Consider the following 24,683-nt stretch of genomic DNA (forward strand, 5'->3'; position numbering starts at 1 on the left):
GGTCGATGTATCCCTTCTCCTACACCAGGGTGTCGGACGCACCTGCTGCGATCGCCGCCGTCCAGCAGGGCGGGCGGTACATCGCCGGGGGAACCACCCTTGTCGACCTGATGCGCGAGTCGGTCGAGCGCCCGGGCGCGCTGGTGGACATCAGCGCGCTCCCTCTCGGCGACATCACCACCACCGCGGACGGTGGGCTGCGGATCGGCGCGCTCGTGCGGATGTCCGATGCCGCTGCCGACCCGGCGGTACGCACTGCGTACCCCGTGGTTTCCCAGGCGCTGGAGCTGAGCGCATCCGCCCAGCTGCGCAACATGGCCACCATCGGCGGCAACATCATGCAGCGCACCCGGTGCACCTACTTCCGGGACGTGACCGCGAACTGCAACAAGCGCGCACCTGGCTCGGGATGTGCGGCCCTCCAGGGTTTCAACCGCACCCACGCCATCCTCGGCGCCTCCGACCAGTGCGTCGCGACGCACCCGTCGGACGTTGCCGTGGCGTTCGCCGCGCTCTAGGCGACCGTGCACCTGCAGGGCCCCGACGGGGAGCGGAGCGTGGCCTTCGCCGACTTCCTCCAGCAGCCCGGGAACACGCCGGACCGGGAACAGGACGTGCGGCCCGGTGAGCTGATCACCGCGGTGGAGATCCCGGCCTATCCGCAACCGCTGCAGTCGGGCTATCTGAAGGTGCGCGATCGGCAGAGCTACGAGTTCGCCCTGACCTCCGCCGCGGTCGCGCTGCACATCCAGGGCGGGGTGATCCGCGCGGCGAGGGTCGCCGCGGGTGGCGTGGGCACCGTCCCGTGGAAGCTGCCCGCCGTCGAGCAGCACCTGCTGGGCAGACCGCCCGCACCCGGCCTGTGGGCCGAGGCGGCGTCCCGGGCGGCGGACGGAGCCCGCGCGCTGGAGCACAACCGGTTCAAGGTCGAGCTGCTCACCCGCACCGTCGAACGCCAGCTGCGCATCGTGGGAGGTGCCGAATGACCCAGTCCCAGACAACACAGCCGCAGATCGCCGTCGGGACCCCGCAGTCCCGGGTGGACGGACGCCTGAAGGTGACAGGGCGCGCGCCGTACGCCGCCGATCACGTGATCGACGGTGTCGTTCATGCCGTCGTGGTGGACGCCCACGTCGGCCGGGGGCGGATCACCAGCATCGACACGAGCGCCGCGCTCGCCGAACCCGGTGTGCTGCGCGTGATCAGCCATCTCGACGCGCCCCGGCTGCCCTATGCGGACAACCAGGGGTCGAACAACCCGCCCGGTGCCCGGCTGCGCGTCTTCCAGGACGACCGCGTCCTGTTCTTCGGGCAGCCGGTCGCCGTCGCGGTGGCCACCACCCCGGAGGCGGCGCAGCACGCCGCGCGCCTGGTGGAGGTCTCCTACACCGCCGAGCAGCCCACCACCGACCTGGCGGCAGGCCAGGCCGGTGAGCCCACCGCCTACGCACGCGGCGACGCGGACGCCGCGGTGGACGGCGCGGAGGTCCGGATGGAGATGACCTACCGGCTCGGCCGCAACCACCACAACCCGATGGAGCCGCACGCCACCACCGCCCGCTGGGATGGCGACCGATTGACCGTGTGGGACAAGACCCAGTGGGTGGTGGGCGGCACGCAGCAGGAGCTCGCGGCGGTGTTCGGTATCCCGCAGGAGTCGGTCCGCGTCATCTCGCCGTTCATCGGGGGCGCGTTCGGCAGCGGGCTGCGCGTGTGGCCGCACACCACGATCGCGGCGCTGGCCGCGCGTGAGCTGGGCCATCCGGTCAAGCTCGTGCTGTCGCGGCGGCAGCTGTACTTCGGCACCGGCTTCCGGCCCGCGTACGACTACCGGGTACGCCTCGGCAGCGATCGGGGCGGTCGGCTGTCGGCGATGGTCCACGACATCCGTGCCGAGACCTCCAGCTACGAGACGTTCACCGAGGCGGTGACGGCCCCGGGACAGATGCTCTACAGCATGCCCAACGTGCGTCAGGCGTACTCGGCGGTGGCGCTGGACGTGAACACCCCGATCTGGATGCGTGGCCCCGGCTACGCCACCGGCGCGTTCGTCGTCGAGTCGGCGATGGACGAGCTCGCGTACGAGCTCGGTGTCGACCCGATCGAGCTGCGGCTGCGCAACGAGCCCGGCAGCGACGAGTCCACCGGCCTGCCGTTCTCCACGCGGCGGCTGCGCGAGTGCTACGAGGTGGGCGCCCGCGAGTTCGGCTGGCAGCAGCGCAACCCGGCGCCGCGCTCCACGACCGACGGTGACTGGCTGATCGGCACCGGCATGGCCGCCGCGGTGTACGACACCACCGGGTTTCCCGCGCAGGCCCACGTCCGGCTGAACGCCGACGGCACCGCCCTCGTGCAGTCCGCGACCAGCGACATGGGCCCCGGCACCTACACCTCCATGCCTCAGGTCGCCGCCGACGCCCTCGGCCTCACCATGTCGACGGTGGAGTTCCGCCTCGGTGACTCGGTCATGCCACCGACCGGGCCGCACGGCGGCTCGACGACCATGGCCAGCGTCGGCACGGCGATCCAGGCGGGCTGCGACGACGTGCGCCGGCAGGCGATCACGTTGGCGGTGAACGACCCCGCCTCACCCCTGACCGGGGTGAACCCCGATGACATCATCGTGCGGGACGGTCGGCTCCAGCTGAGGAACGACTTTCTGCGCGGTGAGACCTACCAGGAGCTGCTGGCCCGCAACAACCGCACGCACCTCGAGATCATCGGAACGTTCACCGGGCCGGAGCAGGAGCGGTTCTCGATGTACGCCTACGGGGCGATGTTCGCCGAGGTGGCCGTCGATGCCCGGCTGGGCATGGTGCGGGTGCGGCGGGTGCTCGGCGTCTACGACGCGGGCCGGATCATCAACCCGAAACTGGCCGACAGCCAGGCGATCGGCGGGATGGTCGGCGGCATCGGCGCCGCCCTGTTGGAGCACACCGTGACCGACCCGCGTGACGGCCGGATCGCCAACGCCAACCTCGCCGACTACCTCGTGCCCGTCAACGCCGACGTCCCCGACCTGCGCGCCATCTACCTCGACGGCAACGACCCCGAAGCGAATCCCATCGGGGTCAAGGGCCTCGGCGAGATCGTGCTGGTCGGCGTGGCGCCCGCCATCGCCAACGCCGTCTTCCACGCCACCGGACGTCGCGTCCGCGAGCTCCCGATCACCGCCGATGCCCTGCTGTGACGCCCCCGGGAGTTGCCCCTGTCAGTTCGCGAGTCCCACGCGGAGCAGGCGGTCATCACCGTCTCCCGCGTCACCGCGTCCGTCGGTGTTGCTCGTGAGGAACCACAGGTCACCGTCCGGGGAGGGCATCACCGCTCGGATCCGGCCGAACTCGCCCGGGTAGTGGTCGACGGCGGTGGCGGGATCAGCGGTGGGTACGGCGCGCAGCACCTGCCCGCGCAGGTTGCCGATGAAGATCGTGTCGTCCACGATCGTGATCCCGCTGGGGCTCGCTTCCGCGGGGCTCCACTGCTGCACCGGGTCGATGTACCGGTCGTCGCCGCCGATGCCTTCGACCTGCGGCCACCCGAAGTTCCCGCCCGGGACGACGATGTTGAGTTCGTCCCAGGTGTTCTGGCCGAACTCGGCGGCGAACATCCGTCCGGTGCTGTCCCATGCGATGCCCTGCGGGTTGCGGTGCCCGTAGCTGTACACGAGGGATCCGGGGAAGGGGTTGTCGGCGGGAACGCCGCCGTCCGGGGTCATCCGGAGGATCTTCCCGCCGAGGCTGGCGAGGTCCTGGGCGCTGGTGCGTTGCCCGGCGTCTCCGACCGTGGCGTACAGCATCCCGTCCGGGCCGAACGCGAGCCTGCCTCCGTCGTGGTAGCTGGCGGCCGGCAGGCCTTCGAGGATCGTTTCCGGTGCCCCGAGGGCGAACGACCCCGGTGCGCCCGACAGGGCGAAGCGTTGGATCCGGTTGCCGTCGGGTCCGGTCGAATACGCGTAGAGGCGCTGCTGCTCGTCGACGGCGAGCCCGAGCAACCCGGACTCGCCGACGTGCTGGACGTCGGGGACCGTGCCGGCCAGGCGGGTGGTGTCGCCGGTCAGCTCCAGGATGTCGCCGCTGTCTCGTTCGCTGATGAGGGCCGTGTCGCCGACGAACGCCACCGACCACGGCGCGGCCAGGCCGGTCGTGACGGCGGTGGGCGTTCCCGCCGGGGCCACCGCGGGCTGGGCGCCCGGTGCGGAGCCTGGCGTGGCCTCCTGAGCCGGCGCCTGCGCCGCGCCACAGCCGGCGAGTAGGAACGCCAGGGCGGCGGCGAGGGCGGGGGAGCGGTACGGGGGTGTGGGTGTCATGGTTCCTTGTCGCGTTTCGGGCGGCGTGTTCGCTATTCGACGACCTGCACCGTGACGTTCTCCCCTTCGAGTTGAGTGAGCTGGTCGAGGGATGCGTTGTAGGTGCCGATGTGCAGCGTCTGGTCGGAATAGTCGACGCCGGAGGTGTTGTAGTAGAACCCGAGGTTTCCCCACGGCGTGAAGTAGATGAGGTCGCCGTTCTCCGGATCCGATCCCGGGGAGCCCTCATGGTTCAGTTCGCGCGGAAGGTAGCTGATCTTCTCGCGGCCGGAGTACTCCTCGACGCTGATCGTGAGCGGCAGCATCGACAGGAAGTCGCGCGTGGCGGGGCTGTCCTCGCCGATCGTGACGTCGACGGACGTGGTGGCGGAGGTGAAGCGCACCACGGTGCCCACGACCGCATCGTCGCCCGCGGGAGGTGCCGGTGCGGCCGCGGGCGCGGACGTCACGGACGGCATCGCGGGTGCGGCGGGCTGCTCCGTCGGGCCGCCGCAGGCTGCGACGAGCGCGAGGAGTACGACCGCTCCGGCGGACGGTGCGATTCGGATCACGTCACCAGTCTTCCTATCCGCCGAGGCGGCTGGGAGTTCCTTGCGAGAGGTGTACCGGCAGGGCACCTCTCGGCGCCCGTCACGGACCTAAACTCGGCTCGTATGGCGCGGCACCCCGTCCTATGACGACAGCAAGCTGTGGGTCACCACCCTGTCGCAGGCGTTCGCGTCCCGGTGGAAGGGAACGTCGAGCCATGCGGTCGATCCCGGGTGGGTTCCCCCGTATGGGCGGACCCCGGCGCATCGGATGACCTGACCGCCGGGCACCAGACGCAGGTATGGCTCGCCACCCACGGCGGGGCCACGGGCACCGGCGGCACACGGCCGCAGGGCGAGGGGTGAGCCCGTCCAGCAGTAGCCGCAGGATCTGCCGCAGTTCGCCCGCCAGGTCGCCGCCGTCGGCTCCGTTGTCGACCCAGCGGTACAGCGCGCCGAAGTAGATGTCACGCAGCACGGTTCCCAGGCGTTCGGCCGTCAGGTCGCTGACCGGATGCGGCGGCGCGCCACCCCCGTCCGGACCGGCACCGGCACCGACCCCGGGCGTCGCCAGGGAGGACTACACGGTGCGGTCCGATCCGGGCGTCGTGCTGCCGGCTGGCTGGCGCACGTGCTCTCGGTCGACGCGACCGTTCGACGGTGTGCCTGACCGTGGAAAGGTTGCGTCGCCGGAGAAGGTGTGCGTGAACGGACACCACTCCGGGGTGTACGTGGCGCGGTCACGACCCGCAGCCGAAGGCGAGATGGCACTGAGCGCGGTTCGGAGAAGATCGAACAGCGCTGCATTCCATCTCGGCGAGAGCGCGTGGCCACGACAGGGCCGGGCCACGGCGGGCCGCACACCATCGCTGCCGCCCCGGGTGCGACGGCGCTGGGCGGGTGGTGGCCGGACTGCCAACATCTGGCCTGACGTTAGTCCTCGTCGGTCGCTTCGTCCTCGGTCGTTTGGTCGTCGGTTGTGTCGTCATCGGTGGCCTCGGCCTCGGCCTCGGCCTCGGCCTCGGCCTCGGCGTCGGTGTCGGCGTCGGTGTCGTCGGTCGCGTCGTCATCGGTGGTGTCGTCGGCGGTCCCGTTGGAGGCAGACACGGGGGTGTCAGCGGCATCGGTGGTGGCCGTGCTTTGCGTCGTGAGTTGGGCTCCCGCCCAGAAGACCAGGGCGAGCACGCCGGCGCACGCTATTGGCAAGAGGAGGTGTGCTCCTGCGCGGGTGGCGGTGGTCTTCGGAATGGTGCGATGTTGTCCGGTCCGGCCAGGGCGAGGCGGTGCCAGGCGTGCCACTCCTGCTCGCGCGGCGGTGGCCGACTTGGCCACCAGCGCCTCCAGGGGGCCCTGCCCGAACAGGTACCGCCACGCCGAGGCCAGCACGAGCGCCCCGAGCACCATGAACAGGAACGTCAGCGCAGGCCGGCCGTTCTGGACGCCAGATGCGAGCAGGATCAGGTGAGCCGAGTACAGCGTGAGTGACATGGCGCCCGCGACGGCGAGCGGCGAAAGCGCCCGGCTGACGGCCTGGATGCGGGTCAGCAGCAGGGCCGCGCCCAGCACGGCGGCGGCCGAGCCGAGGGTGTGCAGCAGGTCGATCGTGCTGTGCGAATGCGGGGCGGGGAGCGCGAGGTACCACCACGAGGATGACCCCTCCGGTTCCCAGAGCAACGCGGAAACCTCGGTCGGGTCGCCCGCAAGGCCGTCCTGTTCGATCAGCCGGGCGAGCCCGCCCATCGGATAGAGCAGCACCGCGGACACGGCCCGGGCTGCGAGGGCGAGCGCTGCCCCGCAGCCGAGGAGCAGCCAGGCCAGCCGGGGTGAGCGCAGGTCGAGCCGTCCGATCGCCAGCCCGACACACAGGTAGGCCAAGAAGACCACGACCGGGTACTCCCCGGTGAGGAACAGCTGGGCGAGCAGCCCGACCGGGTCCTGGAGCAGTGTGCCGAACGTCGGATCGGTTTCGGTGTAGGGCAGCCCGGCGTCGGCCGTCGCCAGCAGCAGCACCGGGCCCAGGATGGTCGCCGCGGCGGCAACCCCGAGCAGGATCATCGGTGGGCAACCCAGTAGCGGGATCGCGAGCAGGAACAGCACCGCGTAGAACGGCAGGATCCCGGAGATCCCGTTGGCGCCGCTGAGATAGCCGAGCGCGAGGCCGATAGCGCCGATCAGAAGGGCCCGCACCGCGAGCCCGGCCGACACCGCGATGCGCTCCCGGCCGTGGACGCTCCGGCGCCCGCCGGACAGGAACGCCAGGCTCACCCCGGCGATGAGTACGAAGGTCGTCGCCGCCCGCCCGCCTGCCACTACATGGGCGGTGGTCGGGTTGCCGTTGTCATCGAGCGTCGCGAAGACGTGCGTCGCCATCATTCCGACAAGCGCGAGCCCTCTGGCCACGTCGACGCCGATGACACGCGGTTGACGAGTGGTAACGGTGGTGTTGGCGCTGGTCACAGCGTCCGCCGAGGACGGATTCGGTCGTTCGAGTACTCGCGTGGACGACACAGGCGTCACTCCTCGGGCGGCGTCATTCGGCGCGGTCACTCCGCGGTCGCGCCGCTGAAGGAACAACGTTGCTTTCGATTCCCGGTCAGACCGATGGGGCGGTCCCTACCGTCGCCGGAGCCACCCCCCGTCCTGCGGGTAGGGACGGTCCTGCACGTGTAGCCCTGGCTTGGGCGAGGCGTGGTCCACGTGCGCGACCTGCTCACCGCGACACTGCTCGGCGGGTCCGATGGGCGCCGTGTCACTGATGTGCCGGAGTCGGGGTGCACGCCGTACCCGAGAACGAACCGTGGTCCGTCGCCGCTGGCGGGCGCGGTCACCAGTGGCGACTCATCTGGGCCGTGCCCTGGTGACCGGCACGTTCGCCAACCCGAACCTGCTCGCCGCGTTCCTCGTGCTGCTGTTGCCGCTCGCGGCGGTCGGCTCCTCAGCGCTCGCCGAGCGCGCCTCGCGCATGCTCGGCACCGGCGTCGTGGTGTGCGGGTATGCGGCGGTGCCGGCGTGGCCGCCTCCAGCGGGAGCAGGTCGAGCCCGAGGCCCTCACCACGCCGATCCCGGTCGCGGCGCGGTCGAGGGGCGGTGTCGCCTGTAAATGAACCGTTCCCGTGACGACGGTGAAGCGGCCGCACAGCGTTCACCGCCGCGCAGTACTCATACCCGGACGGGTTGCGGGCGTCACTCGAGTGGGTACTGAGAGGCAGGATCTCGTGCTTGGCTCGGTCGATGATGGTGTCCCGGTGCTCCGCACGCGTAGTGCGCGCCTGCGTCGCATCCTGATGCCGCTACTGATCGTGATCGTGGTCGGGATCGTGGCGCTGCTGCTGACCGGCCGCGGCCAACAGACCCAGATCATCGGGGCCGGGTCGACGTTGGCCCAGCCGCTGGTCGAGCGGTCGGCCGCGGCGTTTCGCAGCGTCCAGGCCGCGGACAACCCGTCCCGCGTGGCGCAGACCGGGAACGACTGGATGCTGGACGGTTCGGGGATCCAGTACGAGCCGGTGGGTTCGCTCGGCGGCATAATGCGGCTGGCCGATCCCGAGGTCGACTTCGCGGTGTCGGACTACCCGCTCTCGACCGAGGGCCTGGCTCAGCTCGGAGCAGCGCAGTCGCCGATCGCGTTGGGCGCGGTGGCGGTCGTGCACAACCTGGACCTGCCGGCCGGGCAGACCCTTCGGCTGGACGCCCCCACCGTGGCGCGCATCTACCTGGGGCAGACCACTCGGTGGAACGACCCGGCGATCACCGCGCTCAACCCTGGCCTCGCCCTGCCAGAACTCGACATCACCGCGGTGCACCGCAGCGATGGCTCCGGCTCGACGTACGGGTTCACCGGCTACCTCAGCGCCGGGAGCCCGGACTGGGCCGGGGGTCCGGGAGCCGGCAACCAGATCAGCTGGCCGACCGGTACCGGTGCCGAGCGCACCAGCGGGTTGATCGACGCTGTCCGCGGCACCCCCGGTGCGATCGGGTACGTCGAGCAGGGCCAGGCGCAGCGCGCCGGCCTGCGAATCGCCGCGCTGGGCAACGCCGCCGGTCAGTTCACGGTGCCCGGCGGAGCCACCATGCTGGCCGCGGTCGCAGGCCACGACTGGTCCGGGCGCGACGACTACGTCACGCCACTGAGCACGGCCGACGACCCGCAGGCCTATCCGATGACGGTGGCCATCTACGCGGTGGTGAAGCGCAGTCCCCAGTTCCGCGAGGACACCGAGCGGACGCTGCGCTACCTCGCCTTCGTGATGGGGGAGTACGACGGCGCCGCCCAGGACCTGGGCTACCTGCCGCTGCCCCCTGCTGCCTCGCAAGCGGTTCAGGCCTACTGGACGACCGCGCTGACCCCCGGCGCCTGACCGGATCGGTACCCCTCGCCGAGAGGAAGTGGGATGGAAGTCGACGTCTTCAAGGAGATCCTGGTCCCGGTCGTCGGGGGTCTTGGCATCTTCCTGCTCGGCCTGGAGTTCATGGACCGCGGCATCCAGTCGCTGTCGGTGAACAAGATGCGCGCGCTACTGGCCAGGATGGCCGGCAGCCCGCTCAAGGGAGTGGTCGCCGGGACCGTCATCACGGGGGTCATCCAGTCGTCCACCGCGATGACGGTGATGACGGTCGGGTTGGTCAACACCGGCGTGCTGGGCCTGCGCGGGGCCATCGGCGTGATCATGGGTGCCAACATCGGCACCACGCTCGGCAACGGTCTGATCGCGTTGCCGTTGGGTCCGCTCGGCCTGCTGTTCGGCGGGATCTTCGCCACCGTGTACTGCTTCGCGAAGTCGGACCGGCTGAAGAACATCGCGCTCGCTGCGATGGGGTTCGCGCTGATCTTCTACGGCCTGAACCTGATGACCGGCGGCCTCAAGCCGCTGCGCCAGCTGCCGGAAGTGATGGCGATCATCTCGGGCCTGGACTCCTCGACGTTCATCGGGGTGGTCTCCTGCGCGATCATCGCCGCGCTCATCACCGCGTTGATCCACTCCTCATCGGCAACCATCGGCATCGTGATGGGCCTGGGGGCGGCGGGCGTCCTGGACTGGCAGACCGCCATCGCCTTCGCGATCGGGGCCGACCTCGGCACGACCATCACCTCGTGGATCGCCTCGCTGAACCTGTCCAAGAACGCCAAGCGCACGGCCTACGCGCACATTGCGTTCAACTTCATCGGGGTCTGCGTCGTGCTGGCCCTGTTCTTCCCGGCGATCCAGGTCCTCACCTGGGTCATGGGCTTCTTCGGCGGGGATCCGGGTGTTCCGGTCGTCGTGGACGGGCAGGAGACGTTCCCGTTGGTCCCGGTTGCGGTGGGACTCTTCTCGATCTTCTTCAACGTCTTCAACGTGCTGCTGTTGTTCCCGTTCGTCAACGTCTTCGAGCGAGTCCTCAGGCGCATCGGGCACTCCGTCGAGGAGGACCTGGAGGACTACTCGGTGCCCCGGTACCTCGATCGCAAGGTGCTCGACGACTTCAACCGGGCGGTCCCGGCGATGCGGCAGGAGGTCGCGCGCGCATTGGGGGCCGGGCAGGTGTTCCTCGACATCGCACGGGACAAGAAGGGGGCCCCGAGGAAGCCCGCCGAGCTTCACGCGGCGCTCGACGAGCTGTCCCGCGAGATCCGCGCGTACTCGGCGCAGCTGTTCAAGGAGGATCTGTCGCGCCGGCAGATGGACCTGGTGGCCAGCATGATCGAGGAGGCCGACTTCACCGGCTCGCTGACCGAGTCGCTGCACCAGATCGCCCGGCGTGTCCGGCGTGAGCAGTTCAGCCCGGCCGGGCGAACCATCCTCGACGAGGGCGTCGGTCACCTGGAGCAGAAGTTGTCGGCCCTGATCGCCGACGCAGGCCCCGGGACCGACGTGTTGATGGGCGAGCCTGCGGCGATGGGTCAGGCCGAGTTCGAGGCCATGCGCTGGCGGGTGATCGACGCCGAAGACGTCCCGGCCACCGAGAAGGGCGCCCTACTGGCGCTGATCGGGTCGATGGAGCGTGCCGAGAGCTTGATCGACCGGATCCGCCAGGAGCGGTTGTCGGTCGATCGTGCTCAGGCCGACGTGCTCGCAGGCGCGCCCTGACCAACCGGTCGCCCACCGGGAGTTCAGTCGCCTGCCACCGCGATCTCGGGGAGCGCGGGCCGGTGCAGCCACGCGGTGAAGAATGCCGTGAGGTCCCCATCGGTGTGCCGGCCGGCCAGCTGGACGAACTGCGCGGTGGTCACCGTCGCGTGCCGGTGCCGTGCCGTCCAGTCTCGCAGCAGTGCGAAGAAGCGGTCGTCGCCGATCCGCAGGCGCAGCGCGTGCAGTGCCAGCGCGCCGCGCTTGTAGACGCGCTCGTCGAACATCCGGGCCGGGCCGGGGTCGGCGAGGACGAGGTCGGCAGGCTTCGCCGCTAGGTGCGCGTGCCACTGCCGGGCGTGCGCCGCGGCGGCCCGTCCGCCCGAGGCCTCCGACCACAGCCATTCCGCGTACGTCGCGAAGCCTTCGTTCAGCCAGATGTGGCGCCAGTCGGCGATCGTGAGGCTGTTGCCGAACCACTGGTGCGTCAGCTCGTGCACGACGAGCCGCTCGTGGGTGCGCCGTCCGTCGATGTGGTTCGCCCCGAAGATCGACATGCCCTGGGCCTCGATCGGGACGTCCAGCTCGTCGTCGGTGACGACGAGCTGGTAGTTGGCGAACGGATAGGGGCCGAAGAAGCCCTCCAGCGTCGTCAAGATCGCGGGATGGCGGCCGAGGTCGCGGGCGGCGTTCTTGCGCAGCCGGGCCGGGAGCAGCGCCACCTGGTGGACCGGGCCGGCGGCGAGCACGACCTCGTCGTAGCGTCCGATCTGCACGCTGACCAGGTACGACGCCGTGGGCTCCGCGCGCTCGTACACCCATGTCCTCGTGCCGGCGGATCGGCGCCGCGCGGTGAGCACACCGGTGGCGGCGACGGTGTAGGGCGCCGCTGTGGTCACGGCGATGCGGTAGCTCGCCTTGTCCGATGGGTGGTCGTTGCACGGGAACCAGGACGGCGCGCCGATGGGCTGGCTCGCGACGAGCGCGCCGTCGGTCAGCTCGTCCCAGCCGACGTCGCCCCACCGGCTGGAGATCGGTGTGGGGTTGCCGACGTAGCGCACCTCGACGGTGAACCGGCCCGTGACCGGGCGGGCCGGCGTGACGTGCAGCTTGCCGCCCCGCTGGCCGAACTTCGCCGGCTTGCCGTCGACGGTCACCCGCGGCACGCGGAACGCTGTCAGGTCGAGGCTGAACCGGCTCAGCGGCGCGTCGGCCACGGCGGTGAGCACCGCCCGTCCGGCGAGCCGGTTGGCCGCGAGCTTGTAGTCGATGTCCAGGTCGTAGTGCTCGACCCGGTACCCACCGTTGCCATGCGCCGGCAGGTACGGGTCGCCCGACTGGGCTGCGCCCGCCGTCGGTTTGCGGTTCAACCCCACGTCGTGATCGGGTTGCCCAGCCAGCGGGTCGCTGCCGGGACGGTGTCGCCGCGGGTGACCAGCGAGCCGGGTCCGACGGTCGTACCCGCACCGATGCCCGCGCCCGGGAGGATGATCCCGTTGGGCCCGAGTGTGGCGCCCTTGTCGATCCGGACCTCGTCCATGCTCATGATCCGATCATGGAACAGGTGGGTCTGTACAACGCAGCCCCGGTTCACGGTGGCGCCGTCGCCGAGCAGCACGAGGTCGGGCTCGGGCAGCCAGTAGGTCTCCAGCCACACGCCGCGCCCGATGCTCGCGCCCATCGTCTCCAGCCAGGCCGTGAGCACTGGGGTGCCGCCGGCCGGCCCGATCAGCCACGGCACCGCCAGCACCTCGACGAACGTGTCGGCCAGCTCGTTGCGCCACACGAACGAGCTCCACAGCGGGTGCTCCACCGGCCGGAACCGCCCCACGAGCAGCCACTTCATCCCGGTCGTCAGGGCGGCGGCCGTGATGCCCGCGGCGAGCAGCAGCGGGCCGGCCAGCAGTGCGGCGACCACGAACCCTGCGGCGGAGTGGATCGCCACCAGCTGCCCGACGACCAGCACGGCGAGCGCGACGGAGCACATCACCGGCACCACGCGGCACAGCTCGATCAACCCACGGGCGATCTTCAGCCGGCGCGGCGGGTGGAAGGTGCGGCTCGTGTCGCCCTTCTCGACCGTCCTGAACAGCGGCATCGGCGGCAGACCGAGCCACGACGAACCCTTCTTCGCCTTCCGCGGTGTCGCGGAGAGCACGCCGACCAGCCCGCGGTTGGGCACCGAGCGGCCCGGCGCCGTCATCCCGGAGTTGCCGAGGAACGCCTGCTTGCCGACCCGCGACGGCGCCACGCGCATCCAACCGCCCGAGAGCTCGTAGGTGCCGACCATGGTGTCGTCGGCGAGGAACGCGCCGTCAGCGACGGTGGTCATCTTCGGCAACGCGATCACCGTCGACGCCTCCACGTCGCGGCCGACCTTCGCGCCGAGCAGTCGCAGCCACGCGGCCGTGAACTGGCTGGAGTACAGCGGGAACAGGCCGGTGCGGGCCATGCCCATCAGTCGTTCCGTGGTCCAGACCTGCCAGCCGGCGCGGCTGTGCACCGGGTGGAAGCCCTCGACCATGCCGATTCCGAGCAGGCGCACCCCGGCCACCACGAGCGCCGCGTACGTCAGCAGGTACGCCAGCGTCGCGGGGGCGACCATGAGCAGCGCCCCGCCCGTCGCTTCCGCGGGTGACGCCGTGCCGGCGACCCCGGCCGCGACGATCACGAGTGCCGGCAGTGCCGCCACCACCGGGACCAGCCCGAGCAGCATCGACGTCGCCCCGTAGGCGAGCGTCCACGAGCGCGAGTGCGCCGGGCGGGTCGACGGCCAGTGCACGTCGCTCTTGCCGGTGCGCTCCGCGGGCGAGCCCGCCCAGCGCTGGCCCGCGGGGACGGCGCCGTGCACCGTCGACCCCGCGGCGATCTCGGAGCCCTTGCCGATCCGCGTGCCCGGCAGCAGCGTGCTGCGGGAGCCGACGGTGGCCTCGGCGCCGATGCGGATCTTGCCGATGTGCACGACGTCACCGTCGACCCAGTGGCCCGCGAGGTCCACCTCCGGCTCCACCGCCGCACCGCGCCCGATCTTGAGCAGGCCCGTCACGGGAGGGGCCGAGTGCAGGTCGACGTCCTTGCCGATCTTCGCGCCGAGCGCGCGGGCGTAGCGAGTGGTCCACGACGCGCCGGAGACGCCGGTCGCGCCGGACATCTCGGCGAGGCGGGTGGCCGCCCACAGCCGCACGTGCACCGAGCCGCCACGCGGGTAGCTGCCGGGACGCACGCCGCGCAGCAGCAGCCGGGCGCCGCCCGCCGCGATACCGATCCGCCCGGCCGGGCTGAACAGCAGAAGCCACGCCGCCGCGAGCGTCCACCACGGCGCTGTAGGCATCCAAGCGGTGGGTGCCCAGGGGACCGCGACGGCGGCGACTGTCGAGATCGCGGCGGCGACGCTCGCCCAGCGCAGGCCGACCAGCGCCAGCATCGGCGCCATGAGCAGTCCCTGCGCGAGCGCCGCGCGGCGTGGCGTCGGCGTGACGTCGCGCCGCTCGCTCCTGGTCGCGGTCAGCGAATCCAGCCGGGCCGCGAGTGCCCCGAGCTTCGGGTGCAGGTAGAGGTCGTTGACCGACACCTGCGGGTGCCGGGTGCGGATCCGCGCCACCAGCTGCGCCGCGGTGAGGCTGCCGCCGCCGTGGCTGAAGAAGTCGGCCTTCGGGTCGGTCACCGGCACGCCGAGGATCTCCGCCCAGCCCTCGGCCAGCCAGCCCTCGGTGGGGGTCAGCAGGCCCGCGGCGACGGGGTCGAGCCCGCTCGCCGACGGTAGTGGCCACGGCAGCGCGCCCCGATCGACCTTGCCCGACGTGCGCGTCGGCAGGTCGTCGACCACAGCGAGCAGCGGCACGAGCGCGGCGGGGAGTCGATCGCGCAGCGCGAGCGCCGCGGCGTCGGGGTCCAGCTCGCCTTCCGGCACCACGTACCCCACCAGCACCTGGTTGCCGGCCCGGGTGCGGCGCACGGCCGCCGCCGCGCCGCGGACGCCGGGCAGCGTGAGCAGCGCGGCGTCGACCTCGCCCAGCTCGATGCGTCGCCCGCCGAGCTTGACCTGCTCGTCGGCGCGCCCAAGGAACACCAGTCCGGCCTCGTCGGCGCGGACGACGTCGCCGCTGCGGTAGGCGCGCTCCCAGCCGAGCGAGGGCAGAGGGGCGTACTTCGCGGCGTCCTTCTCGGTGTCGAGGTAGCGGGCGAGCCCGACCCCGCCGATTACCAGCTCGCCCTTCTCGCCCATCGCGACCGGCTCGCCCGCGCCGTCGACGACGGCGAGCGCCCACCCGTCGAGCGGCAGCCCGATCCGGACCGGCCCGTCCCCTGTGAGCTGTGCGGCGCAGGCGACGACCGTGGCCTCGGTCGGGCCGTAGGTGTTCCACACCTCTCGGCCCTCGACGGCGACCCGCTCGGCCAGCTCGGGTGGGCACGCCTCGCCGCCGAAGATCAGCAGACGCACGTCTTCGAGGGCCTCCGGCGGCCACAGCGCGGCGAGCGTCGGGACGGTGGAGACGATCGTGATGCGCTGCGCCTCCAGCCACGGCCCGAGATCCACCCCGGTACGCACCAGCGCCCGCGGCGCCGGGACCAGGCAGGCGCCGTGCCGCCACGCGAGCCACATCTCCTCGCATGAGGCGTCGAACGCGACCGACAGCCCGGCGAGCACGCGGTCACCGGGCCCGATCGGCTCCTCGGCGAGGAACAGGCGGGCCTCGGCGTCGACGAACGCCGCGGCCGAGCCGTGGCTGACCGCGACACCCTTCGGGGTGCCCGTCGAGCCGGACGTGAAGATGATCCACGCGTCGTGGTCGGGGCCGGGTGTGCCCGGTGCGCCGATCGGCGCGCTGTTGGTCGTCACGGACCCGTTGTCGCCGAGGACGGCGCACACCCCGGCCTCGCCGAACACGAGCTCGGCGCGCTCCTCCGGGTCGTCGGCGTCGACGGGAACGTACGCGGCGCCCGCGGAGAGTACGGCGAGGATCGCGACGTACAGCTCGGCGGTACCGGAGGAGATCCGGACGCCGACGCGGTCGCCGACGCCGATGCCGGCATCGGCGAGGCGCCGCCGGACGGCGTCGACCTCGTCGGCCAGTCTGCGGTAGGTGAGCACCGTGCCGCCGGCGTCCACCGCGGCCTCGTCGGGGTGCTTCGCGATGGTCTCGCCGAGAACGTCGAGCAGCGTGCGCCGGGCCGGCGCGGGCGCAGCGGGGTAGAGCGCGGGGGTGCGGGTGAGCGCGAGGGTCACCGGACACCGGCCGGGGTCCGCGTCGTCAGGGCACGACGACGGCAGCGTGCAGCGCGCGAGCGCATGTCTCACCTTCCGGGTGAACGCGCTGTGTCGTCAGCCGGGTCGAGGCTGGGGTGCGGAACGGACGGCACCACCCGGGGCACAGCGATCTTGCCGCAAGGTTAACGGCACGTGTCCGCGTGGTCTCGCGGACGTGTGGGAGTTCACCCTCTCCGGCAGGGTCGAGTCACCAGCGCGCATGTGCTCGCAGCGCCGCGAGCACCGTGATCAGTGCGGCGAGCTCCCTCTCGTCCGGCGCGATCGCCTTGCGGAAGATGACGTCGGCCGCGGCATCGGCGCCCATCACGGCGATCTGGTTGATCGGCCAAGCGAACGACAGGTCGGCTGTCACGATCCCGTCCCCGGACGGCCGCTTGGCCTCCATCCCGAAACCGGAGGCACGGTGCCGGCGCAGCCCTTCGATCTCGACGAATCGAAGCGGCCACAGCCCATTGGTGACACCCGGTGTACAACCGGTTCCGGGAGTCCCGTCTCGCGGTCGCAGCAGACCGCTGGCCGCTACTCGGCCACCGGGACGTACCGATTCGCGCGGCCTCAGTGGATGGTTGCGATCAGGTCGTCCACCTCGGCAGGGGTGAGGGTGGCGACGTGTTCGGCGTCGATCGCCATGGCCGTGACGATGAGGGAGTCGTCGAACAGGTCGACGCGGTTGGCCGTGGCGCAGAGGTGCTGGCTCTCGCCGCCGCCCGCGGGGAAGGCGCCGGTCGCGAAGGCTGTGGTGCCGCCGGTCCACACCGGGATTCCGGCCACGGCGCCGGCGCTCACGACGTGCGTGTGCCCGGCGAGCACGATCCGCACGTCCGTTCCGGACAGGACGGCCGCCAGTTCTTTGCGGTTCCGCAGGTCGATCGCGGCGGCGATCCGGGACGCTGTCGGCAGCGGCGGGTGGTGCAGTGCGAGCACGGTGCCGTTCGGTGCGGGCTCGGCCAGCTCGGCCGCGAGCCAGTCGAGCTGGCCGCTGGTCAGCTCGCCGCGGGAGTAGCCGGGCACGGTGGTGTCCAGCACGACGACCCGCAGCCCGTCCAGCCGTACTGCGTAGTCATGAGGTTCGTCGCTGGGCCGCACTCCGAGCAGGTGCTCTCGCAGTTGGGGTCGGCTGTCGTGGTTGCCCATGACGTAGAGGGGTGTCGTGCCCATGCGCGCCGCGACTGGCTCGACGAGCGCGCGGAGCCGTTGGTAGGCGCCTGGTTCGCCGGCTTCGGTGAGGTCGCCGGTGAACAGCAGGGCGGCTGGACGCAGTTCTGACCGCTCGATCGCGGCCAGCGTGCGTTCCAGCACGTCGAAGGTGTCCAGCCGGCCACGCAACAGACGTCCTGCCGGCAGCAGGTGCAGGTCGGTGAGGTGGACGAGGGTGTGCGGCGCGGTCACGCCTCGATCGTCGGCCGCCTTCGCGGACGCGGACAAGGCCGTCGAGATGAACGTCGAGCGGCATCAGGACCGGTCGCGGGCATGATCCGCGGTTTCGGTCGTCTGTTGCCGCGGTGACAGAATCTTCGTGTCCACGGTCGGAGTGAACGAGGGTGAAGTTCGGAGTCGTGCTCAATCCTCGAGGAGCTGGATCGCCCGCTCCGGGCACGAACCCGCGGCGTTGCGCGCGTCGTCGGTCCGGTCGGCAGGCACGTCGACCAGCTGGCCGCGGGCGGTCACGTAGCCGTCGTCGTCGTAATCGAGCAGGTTCTCGGCGAGCGAGTAGCAGCGTCCGTGTCCCATGCAGAGCTCGCCGTCGACGGTCAGCTTCATGCCCGCGCCTCCCACGCCAGCGGGAGGTCGAGGAGGGTCATCATCGCTCCGCCGCCGCGCTCCATGAGCGGGGCCTCGGTCACGACCTCGAAGTCGGGGATGACCTTCAGCCACTCCTCGACCGCGACTCTCATGACCATGCGTGCCAGGTGCGCGCCGAGGCAGCGGTGCGGGCCGCCGGCGAAACCGAGATGGTTGTTGGACTTGCGATCGACGATGAACTCGTCCGGGCGGTCGTAGACCCGCGGGTCCCGGTTGGCGCCGGAGACCAGGCCGTAGACCATGTCGCCCTTGCTCAGCGGGCAACCGTGGAACTCGGTGTCCCGTGCGACCTTGCGGCCGTCGCCGAAGACGATCGTGTACAGGCGCAGTGACTCCTCGACCGCCGACGGGATCAGCTCCGGCTCGGCGAGCAGCCGGTGCCGGTCGTCGGGGTGCTCGGCGAGGTGGCGGAACAGGTAGCCCAGCTGCCCTCGTGTGGTGTCAAGGCCGGCCAGGACGAGCACGGTCAGGATGTCCAGGATCAACGCGTCGTCCAGCGGCTCGTCGTCCACGGTGGAGTGCACCAGGAGCGAGACGAAGTCGTTCTCGCGCTGCGCCTCGCCGCGGCGAGCCTCCAGCACGTCCACCCAGTACTGCCGGATGCCGCCCAGCGCCGCGCCCATCGCCTGCTGCTGGTCGAGGTCGCCGCCGAAGCCGGCGAAGAAGTCCTCCACCCATGGGACGAACAGGTCGGCGTCGGAGTGGGGTACGCCGATGACGGTCAGGAAGACCTCGGTCGGCAGCCGCATCGCGAACTCGCTGACGAAGTTGCAGCCACCCCTCGGCGCGAGCTCGGCGACGAGACGCGCGCCGATCTCGTGCGCCTGCGGGGCGATCCGGTTGACCGCGTTGGGGGCGAACCAGCGGCTGATCAGCTGCCGGTACTTGCTGTGCTCCGGCGGGTCGATCTGGGTCGGCACGAACCGGTAGACCGGCTCCGGCTCCCACGGGGTGATGGACTCGCTGGAGAAGACGTCCGGGTTCTGGTACATCTCGCGGACCTCGTCGTACCTCGTGAAGACCCAGTACCCCTGCGCATGCGTGTTCCAGAACGCGGGGCTGGTCTCGCGCAGCTCGCCGGCCTTCCGCCAGTGGCTCCCCACCTCCAGCGGTGGTGAGGCGTCCAGGTGGATGACGGGGCATCCGCTGGGCACCCGCTCGGGGACGTCCGTCTGGTCATCCGCTGCCGTGCCGGTCATCGCGTCCTCGCTTTCCCCGGCGAGCCCCCGCCGTGCTCCGCTGCGGCGGTGGCTCCCCGGAAGTGCGTATGGGCTTCCTGCCGCGCGACCCATGGCCTGCGGGACGAAACTGAGTTCGGTTCAATCCCCCGGTGCGGGACCGTAACCCCGCTCACAGCGCGCCGCAATACCCTTACCGCGCCAGCACCAGCCGTCCGACGACCCTTGCGTCGCGAAGGAGATCGAACGCGGTGGCCGCGTCGGCCAGTGGCATCGTGGTCGTCTCGACCTGGAGCAGGCCGTTGCGGGTGAGCTCGATGACCTGCAGGAGCTCGGGGCGCGATCCCCAGAACGGCAGTCGCACCCGTGCGCCGGCGGGCAGGGCGCCGGGCTTGGTGACGACGAGGCGGCCGCCACCGCTGCCCACCAGCACCAGCTCGCCTGCGGGCCGCAACACGGAGGCGCCGAGCTCGATCGTGGCGTCTGCTCCGACGAAGTCGAGGACGACGTCGGCGCCGCGGCCGCCCGTGATGCGCGTGACCGCGCCGTGCGTGTCGGGGCCCGGGCGCGCCACGGCGTCCACTCCCAATCGACGCGCCAGTTCCAGGGCCTCGTCGCGGGTGTCGACGGCGATCACGCGCGTGCCCGCGGCCAGCCCGTGCACCAGCTGCACGGCAACGTGCCCGAGCCCGCCCACGCCGATCACGACGACCGTGGTGTCGGTGCCCAGCAGGTCGCGGACGCCGGACAGGGCGTGGAACGAGGTCAGTGCCGCGTCCGTGAGGACCGCGGCCGTGGCGGCGTCGATCCCGGGTGCGGGCACCAGGCGCGTGGCGTCGACGACGAGCGCCTCGGCCATGCCTCCGTCCGTCCCGAGCCCGATGCCCGCCGCGGGCAGCGAGGCGCGCCGGTCGCAGTAGTTCGACATCCCGGCGGCGCAGCGCAGGCACGCGTCGCATCCCCACGGGGCGTGGACGACGACCTGGTCGCCGACGGCGCAGGTGGTGACACCCGCGCCCAGCTCGGCGACCGTGCCGCAGACCTCGTGGCCCAGCGTGAACGGGAGGCGCCATGCCGCCGCGGCGCCGCCGTCGACGACGTGCAGGTCGGAGTGGCAGAGGCCGGCGGCGAGAACGTCGAGGCGGACCTGTCCCGGCCCGGGGTCGGGCACGGGGACCTCGACGAGCCGGGCGACGCCGGGGGCCAGCATCCGGTAGGCGCGCATCGTTGCTCCCTCGTCGTTGACCGGCGTACTCAAACTGACTTTAGTTCGACTTTGCCGCTGCCACTGCCGCTGCGGTGCCGCTGTCGAGGAGGCCACTGTGTCGTTCGTCCTGATCCACGGCGCCGGGTTCGGTGCCGCATGCTGGAACGAGCTCGTCCCGTTGCTCGACGCCGAGGCGCTCGCGGTCGACCTGCCGGGCCGCGGTGTCCGATCCGATGTGGACCTCCGCACCGTGACGCTCGAGGACTGTGCCGACGCCGTCGTCGCCGATGTCGAGGCCGCTGGCCTTGCCGACGTCGTGCTCGTCGGGCACTCCTTCGCGGGCGTCACGGTGCCGCGGGTGATGAACGCGATCCCGGAGCGGATCCGGCACGTGGTGCTGGTGTCGGCGGTGGTTCCTCCGGACGGGACGCGGGTGCTCGACCAGATCGATCCAGGCGTACGGGCCGCGGTCGAGGAGTCGCTCGCCGGTGGCATCTACAGCCAGGGGCTCGACGCCGCACGCCTGATGCTCTGCAACGACATGGACGAGGCCGCGACCGCGTCGGCGCTGGGGCGGCTCGTCGACGACTCGGCGGCACTGCTGTCGGAGCCGGTGGACCTCTCCGGCTTCGCGCGCGACATCCCGCGGACCTATGTCCGGCTCGCTCGCGACCACTGCTACACCGAGGAGCTGCAGGAGCGCTCGGCGCGACTCGTCGGCGGCGACGTCGTGACGCTCGACTCCGGGCACATGGCGATGATCAGCATTCCGGACCGGCTGGCGCAGGCGCTCAACTCTGTTCACGGCTGAGACGCAGCCCCGTCGAGGCTCCCTTGGCGGTGGGCAGCCGAGCGGCTCTTGTCCCGGTGACCCGCCGCCCGTACCCTACTCGAACTGAGTTCAGGTCAGCGCAGGGAGGCGCGATGGACCATCTGGTGCTCGTCGTGGTCAGCGGCATCGCGAGTGGGGCCGTCTACGGACTCATGGGCCTCGGACTGGTCATCATCTACCGGGCCACCGACGTCGTGAACTTCGCGCTCGCCAGCATGGCGACGCTCGCCGTCTACGTCGCACTGATGGTCGTCGAGCAGGGCTGGGGCGTCGTCGCCGGCATCGCGGCGGCGGTCCTCGTGGCCGTCGTGCTCGGGTTGATCGTCCGGGAGGCGGTGATCCGGCCGCTCGGCGCAGGGCAGCTCTTCGCTGCACTGGTCATGACCATGGGTGTTTCCCTGATCATGGAGGCGGTCGTCAGCGACTTCTGGGGCACCCAGCCCCGCGCCTTCCCGCCCCTCGTGGCGGGGGACATGGCGATCGGCTCGTCGGTCGTGGCGAACCAGGACCTCGTCATGATCGCGGTGGCCGGCGCGGCGATGCTCGCGATCGGGTGGCTCTTCACCAGGACGACGCTCGGGTCCGCCATGCGCGCGGTAGCCGAGTCGGCGGCCACCGCCGAGATCATCGGCATCTCGGCTCAGCGCGTCGCCCGCATCGCATGGGCTCTTGGCCTCGGCCTTGCCGCGCTCGCCGCCGTGCTCTACGCGCCCAAGTCGGGATTGTCGCCCATCGTGCTGGCGGCGCCGCTGTTCCGGGCCTTCGCCGGCATCTTCCTCGGCGGCCTGAACAGCATGCACGGCGCCGTCATCGGCGGTCTGGTCATCGGCGTGCTGGAGAACCTGGCCGCCAGCTACGTCTCGGCCAACTTCCGGGACACCTTCGTCTTCGCACTCACCGTGCTCATCCTGCTCGTCCGTCCGCAGGGAATCTTCGGGACGCGCAGTTTCGAGCGGGTCTGAGGAGAGCCCCTGATGGTCCTGCCGAAGTGCCAGCTCATCCGCGTGCTCGCCGGCCCGCTGCTGGCCGCCGCGCTCCTGGTCGGCGTGCACGGCGGCATCGTCCCGCCGTACCAGTCCTACACGCTCGCGCTCGCCGCGACCTACACGATCGTCGTGCTCAGCGTCGGGCTGCTCGCGGGATGGGCCGGCGTGTGGTCGGTGGGCCACCCGGCACTGTTCGCGATCGGCGCGTACACCGCCGCCTACGGCTCCGCGCACGACTGGAGCCTGGAGGCGACGGCGCTCGTCGCCATGGTTCTCGCGGGGGGCTGCGGCGCGTTCCTCGGCTTCGCAGGGGCCCGCTTCTCGGTCCTCTACATCGCCCTGCTCACGCTGGCCTTCGCACTGGTGACGCTCGAGGTCGTCAACCGCTGGACGGGCGTGACCGGCGGCGACCAGGGCGTCCCCGTCCTCGACCTGCCGAGCGCGCTGGGTCTCGGGACGCTGGGCGGTGGGAGCACCGCCGCGATCGACGCGGCCATCGGCACTGCCGGGGTCGTGCTGGCGGTCGCCGTCCTCGCCCGCCCGACCGGCTTCCGCATGCGCATGGTCGCGGCCAAGTCCCACCCGCTGGCCGCGCGATCGGTCGGCATCGCGCCCGAGGCGCAGACCGCGCTGGCGTTCGGGGTCAGCGGCGCGGCGACCGGGCTGGCAGGCGTGCTGCTCGGATTGATCACGGGGTTCGTCAGTCCCGAGACGTTCTCTCTTACGCTCGGGATCAACACCGTGGCCGCGGCCGTGCTGGGCGGCGTGGGGACGATCGCCGGGGCGGTCGTGGGTGGGGCGTTCCTCGCGTGGGCCCCCTCCTTCGCCGACGCCATCGGCGTGAACCAGATGGTCCTGCAGGGCGCGCTGCTCGTCGTCGCGCTGCTGGTGCTGCCCGGCGGTGTCGTGCCCGCGCTCGCCGCGATGGGGAGCGCGCTCTGGCGCCGCCTCCGTCCGAAGCCGGCCGCAGCGCCGTCGGCCGGAGCGCCCCCCGATGGCCCGGCCGACACCGTGCGGGAAGCACCGGGTCCCGAGGCCGAGACGGTGCTGCAGGTGGACAACCTCGCCGTGACCTTCGGAGGCCTCAAGGCCCTCGACGGCGTGTCGGTCACCGTCGGCAAGGGGGAGGTCCTCGCGATCATCGGGCCGAACGGTGCCGGGAAGACCACCCTGGTCAACGCGCTGTCCGGATTGCTGCCCAGCGGACGCGTCGCCGGTTCGGCCCGCTACCAAGGCTACGAGCTGATCGGCAGGCGGGCCACCCGGCACCGGGCCAGGGGTCTCGGGCGGACCTTCCAGCACGCCGAGCTGTTCGGTGAGCTCACGGCGATCGAGAACCTGTTGTGCACACACCGCCGGCTCACCGCCGCGCGCCGCTTCGAGGCCGCCCGCACACTGGAGCGCCTCGGCCTCTCCGGCATCGCCGATCGCAGACCGGCTGAGCTGCCGTTCGGGCCGCAGAAGCGTCTCGACCTCGCTCGCGCCGTCGTCGAGCACCCCGACCTGCTCATCCTGGACGAGCCGTTCGGCGGCCTCGACGCCACCGAGCGGGCGTTGCTCGCGGCTCAGGTTCGGCGGCTGCGCGACGAGGGGACGTCGATGATCATCATCGACCATGTCATCGAGGACCTCTTCGCCGTCGCCGACCGGGTCGTCGCCTTCGACTTCGGGCAGCCGATCGGTTCGGGCACGCCCGACGTCGTCCTCGACGACGAGGTCGTCCGCGCCTCCTACCTCGGCGCGAACACCGAACGCCCGCGCCGGTCCCGGGTGCCCGCGGGCGGCGATCCACTGGTCATGCTCACCGGCGTCGGCCATCGCTACGGGGGAGTCGTCGCGCTCGACGGCGTCGACCTGCAGATCCGTCGTGGTGCCGTCCTCGCTGTTGCGGGAGCCAACGGCGCGGGGAAGAGCACGCTCGGGCAGGTCGTGCACGGCTCGATCGTGCCCACCACCGGTGACCGTTCGGTCGGTGAGATCGACGGTCGTGTGCCACGCAGCAGCCTCGTGCCGGAGGGGCGGGCCCTGTTCAAGACGCTCTCGGTGCGGGAGAACCTCGAGGTCGCCGCGTACGCCGCCGGGGTGCGGGGCAGGGAGCTGCGCCGCCGGCTCGACGGCACGCTCGACTGGCTGCCCGAGCGCGTCCGCGGTCGCCTCTCGGTCTCGGCGGCCGCGTTGTCGGGCGGGGAGCAACAGCTGCTCGCCACCGCTCGCGCGCTGATGGCGGCGCCGGACCTGCTCGTGCTCGACGAGCCGGCCCTCGGGCTCGCGCCTGCGCTGGTCGACGAGGTCTACGCCCGGATCTCCGGCCTCGCCGAGCGAGGCCTGACCGTCGTCGTGCTCGAGCAGCTGCTCACGCGGGCGATCGGCCTCGCGGACGAGGTCGTGGTGCTGCACGAGGGCGTCGTCGCGCTGCACGGAGCACCGGACGACCCCGATTTCGCCGCGCGGGCCGAACGCGCGTACTTCGCAGGCGCCCCGGCCGCGCCGCCCCTCGCACGGACAGCCACTTCATGAACACCTTCCAA

At 71.5% G+C, this 24,683-nt stretch carries 17 protein-coding genes and 1 pseudogene; 8 read left to right on the forward strand and 10 right to left on the reverse strand.

Going from position 1 to position 24,683, the window contains the following annotated elements; translation table 11 throughout:
- Positions 1-5 precede the first annotated feature (5 nt).
- Together K1T35_RS48955 and K1T35_RS18555 are read left to right on the forward strand one after the other, a co-directional pair.
- Positions 6-986 (forward strand): annotated as a pseudogene (locus tag K1T35_RS48955) (xanthine dehydrogenase family protein subunit M).
- Positions 983-3,190: a xanthine dehydrogenase family protein molybdopterin-binding subunit gene (locus K1T35_RS18555; RefSeq protein ID WP_220261373.1), complete on the forward strand. Its 2,208-nt coding sequence runs from the start codon at positions 983-985 to the stop codon at positions 3,188-3,190. Before K1T35_RS48955 ends, K1T35_RS18555 begins: the two are co-directional and overlap by 4 nt.
- A 21-nt stretch (positions 3,191-3,211) precedes the next feature.
- On the opposite strand, the gene K1T35_RS18560 is transcribed toward K1T35_RS18555, so the two are convergent.
- The 3 genes from K1T35_RS18560 to K1T35_RS18570 all read right to left on the reverse strand — a co-directional run bounded on the left by K1T35_RS18560 (position 3,212) and on the right by K1T35_RS18570 (position 7,380).
- Positions 3,212-4,306, reverse strand: a complete 1,095-nt coding sequence (locus K1T35_RS18560; protein ID WP_220261374.1) for a sorbosone dehydrogenase family protein — start codon at positions 4,304-4,306, stop codon at positions 3,212-3,214.
- A 32-nt stretch (positions 4,307-4,338) separates the two neighbouring features.
- Entirely contained in the window at positions 4,339-4,857 is a 519-nt protein-coding gene (locus K1T35_RS18565) for a cyclophilin-like fold protein (RefSeq protein ID WP_220261375.1), read from the reverse strand.
- A 909-nt stretch (positions 4,858-5,766) separates the two neighbouring features.
- Positions 5,767-7,380: a heparan-alpha-glucosaminide N-acetyltransferase domain-containing protein gene (locus K1T35_RS18570; RefSeq protein WP_370645446.1), complete on the reverse strand. Its 1,614-nt coding sequence runs from the start codon at positions 7,378-7,380 to the stop codon at positions 5,767-5,769.
- Positions 7,381-7,690: 310 nt separating this feature from the next.
- On the opposite strand from K1T35_RS18570, the gene K1T35_RS18575 reads away from it, so the two are divergent.
- From K1T35_RS18575 to K1T35_RS18585, 3 genes are all read left to right on the forward strand, one after another.
- Entirely contained in the window at positions 7,691-7,933 is a 243-nt protein-coding gene (locus K1T35_RS18575) for a hypothetical protein (protein WP_220261377.1), read from the forward strand.
- A 145-nt stretch (positions 7,934-8,078) separates the two neighbouring features.
- The gene (gene pstS / locus K1T35_RS18580) at positions 8,079-9,191 is read left to right on the forward strand and encodes a phosphate ABC transporter substrate-binding protein PstS (protein WP_220261378.1); all 1,113 of its coding nucleotides are present in this window, start codon (positions 8,079-8,081) and stop codon (positions 9,189-9,191) included.
- A 33-nt stretch (positions 9,192-9,224) separates the two neighbouring features.
- Positions 9,225-10,901 carry a Na/Pi cotransporter family protein gene (locus tag K1T35_RS18585; protein WP_220261379.1) on the forward strand — a complete coding sequence of 559 codons (1,677 nt, stop codon included), beginning with the start codon at positions 9,225-9,227 and terminating at the stop codon, positions 10,899-10,901.
- A 23-nt stretch (positions 10,902-10,924) separates the two neighbouring features.
- On the opposite strand, the gene K1T35_RS18590 is transcribed toward K1T35_RS18585, so the two are convergent.
- From K1T35_RS18590 to K1T35_RS18620, 7 genes are all read right to left on the reverse strand, one after another.
- Positions 10,925-12,256 (reverse strand): M1 family metallopeptidase, encoded by a 1,332-nt coding sequence (locus K1T35_RS18590; protein WP_220261380.1) that lies wholly within the window; start codon positions 12,254-12,256, stop codon positions 10,925-10,927.
- Positions 12,247-16,107: a Pls/PosA family non-ribosomal peptide synthetase gene (locus K1T35_RS18595; protein WP_255622187.1), complete on the reverse strand. Its 3,861-nt coding sequence runs from the start codon at positions 16,105-16,107 to the stop codon at positions 12,247-12,249. Before K1T35_RS18595 ends, K1T35_RS18590 begins: the two co-directional genes overlap by 10 nt.
- A gap of 229 nt (positions 16,108-16,336) precedes the next feature.
- Complete coding sequence (locus K1T35_RS18600) at positions 16,337-16,534, reverse strand: carboxyl transferase domain-containing protein (protein WP_220261381.1); 198 nt, start codon at positions 16,532-16,534, stop codon at positions 16,337-16,339.
- A gap of 170 nt (positions 16,535-16,704) precedes the next feature.
- Positions 16,705-17,538 (reverse strand): metallophosphoesterase, encoded by an 834-nt coding sequence (locus tag K1T35_RS18605; RefSeq protein WP_220261382.1) that lies wholly within the window; start codon positions 17,536-17,538, stop codon positions 16,705-16,707.
- Positions 17,539-17,709: 171 nt separating this feature from the next.
- Positions 17,710-17,910, reverse strand: a complete 201-nt coding sequence (locus K1T35_RS18610; protein WP_220261383.1) for a ferredoxin — start codon at positions 17,908-17,910, stop codon at positions 17,710-17,712.
- Positions 17,907-19,151 (reverse strand): cytochrome P450, encoded by a 1,245-nt coding sequence (locus K1T35_RS18615; RefSeq protein ID WP_220261384.1) that lies wholly within the window; start codon positions 19,149-19,151, stop codon positions 17,907-17,909. Before K1T35_RS18615 ends, K1T35_RS18610 begins: the two co-directional genes overlap by 4 nt.
- Positions 19,152-19,323: 172 nt before the next feature.
- Entirely contained in the window at positions 19,324-20,355 is a 1,032-nt protein-coding gene (locus K1T35_RS18620; protein ID WP_220261385.1) for an alcohol dehydrogenase catalytic domain-containing protein, read from the reverse strand.
- 97 nt (positions 20,356-20,452) lie between these two features.
- Here K1T35_RS18620 and K1T35_RS18625 point away from each other — a divergent pair, with 97 nt between their 5' ends.
- The 3 genes from K1T35_RS18625 (at position 20,453) to K1T35_RS18635 (ending at position 24,672) form a co-directional block, all read left to right on the forward strand.
- A complete protein-coding gene (locus K1T35_RS18625) occupies positions 20,453-21,148 on the forward strand; it encodes an alpha/beta fold hydrolase (RefSeq protein ID WP_220261386.1) in 696 nt (231 codons plus the stop codon).
- A gap of 113 nt (positions 21,149-21,261) precedes the next feature.
- Complete coding sequence (locus K1T35_RS18630) at positions 21,262-22,131, forward strand: branched-chain amino acid ABC transporter permease (protein ID WP_220261387.1); 870 nt, start codon at positions 21,262-21,264, stop codon at positions 22,129-22,131.
- 12 nt (positions 22,132-22,143) lie between these two features.
- The gene (locus tag K1T35_RS18635; RefSeq protein ID WP_220261388.1) at positions 22,144-24,672 is read left to right on the forward strand and encodes an ATP-binding cassette domain-containing protein; all 2,529 of its coding nucleotides are present in this window, start codon (positions 22,144-22,146) and stop codon (positions 24,670-24,672) included.
- Positions 24,673-24,683: the final 11 nt, after the last annotated feature.

The organism is Pseudonocardia sp. DSM 110487 (genome assembly GCF_019468565.1).
GTDB lineage: Bacteria > Actinomycetota > Actinomycetes > Mycobacteriales > Pseudonocardiaceae > Pseudonocardia.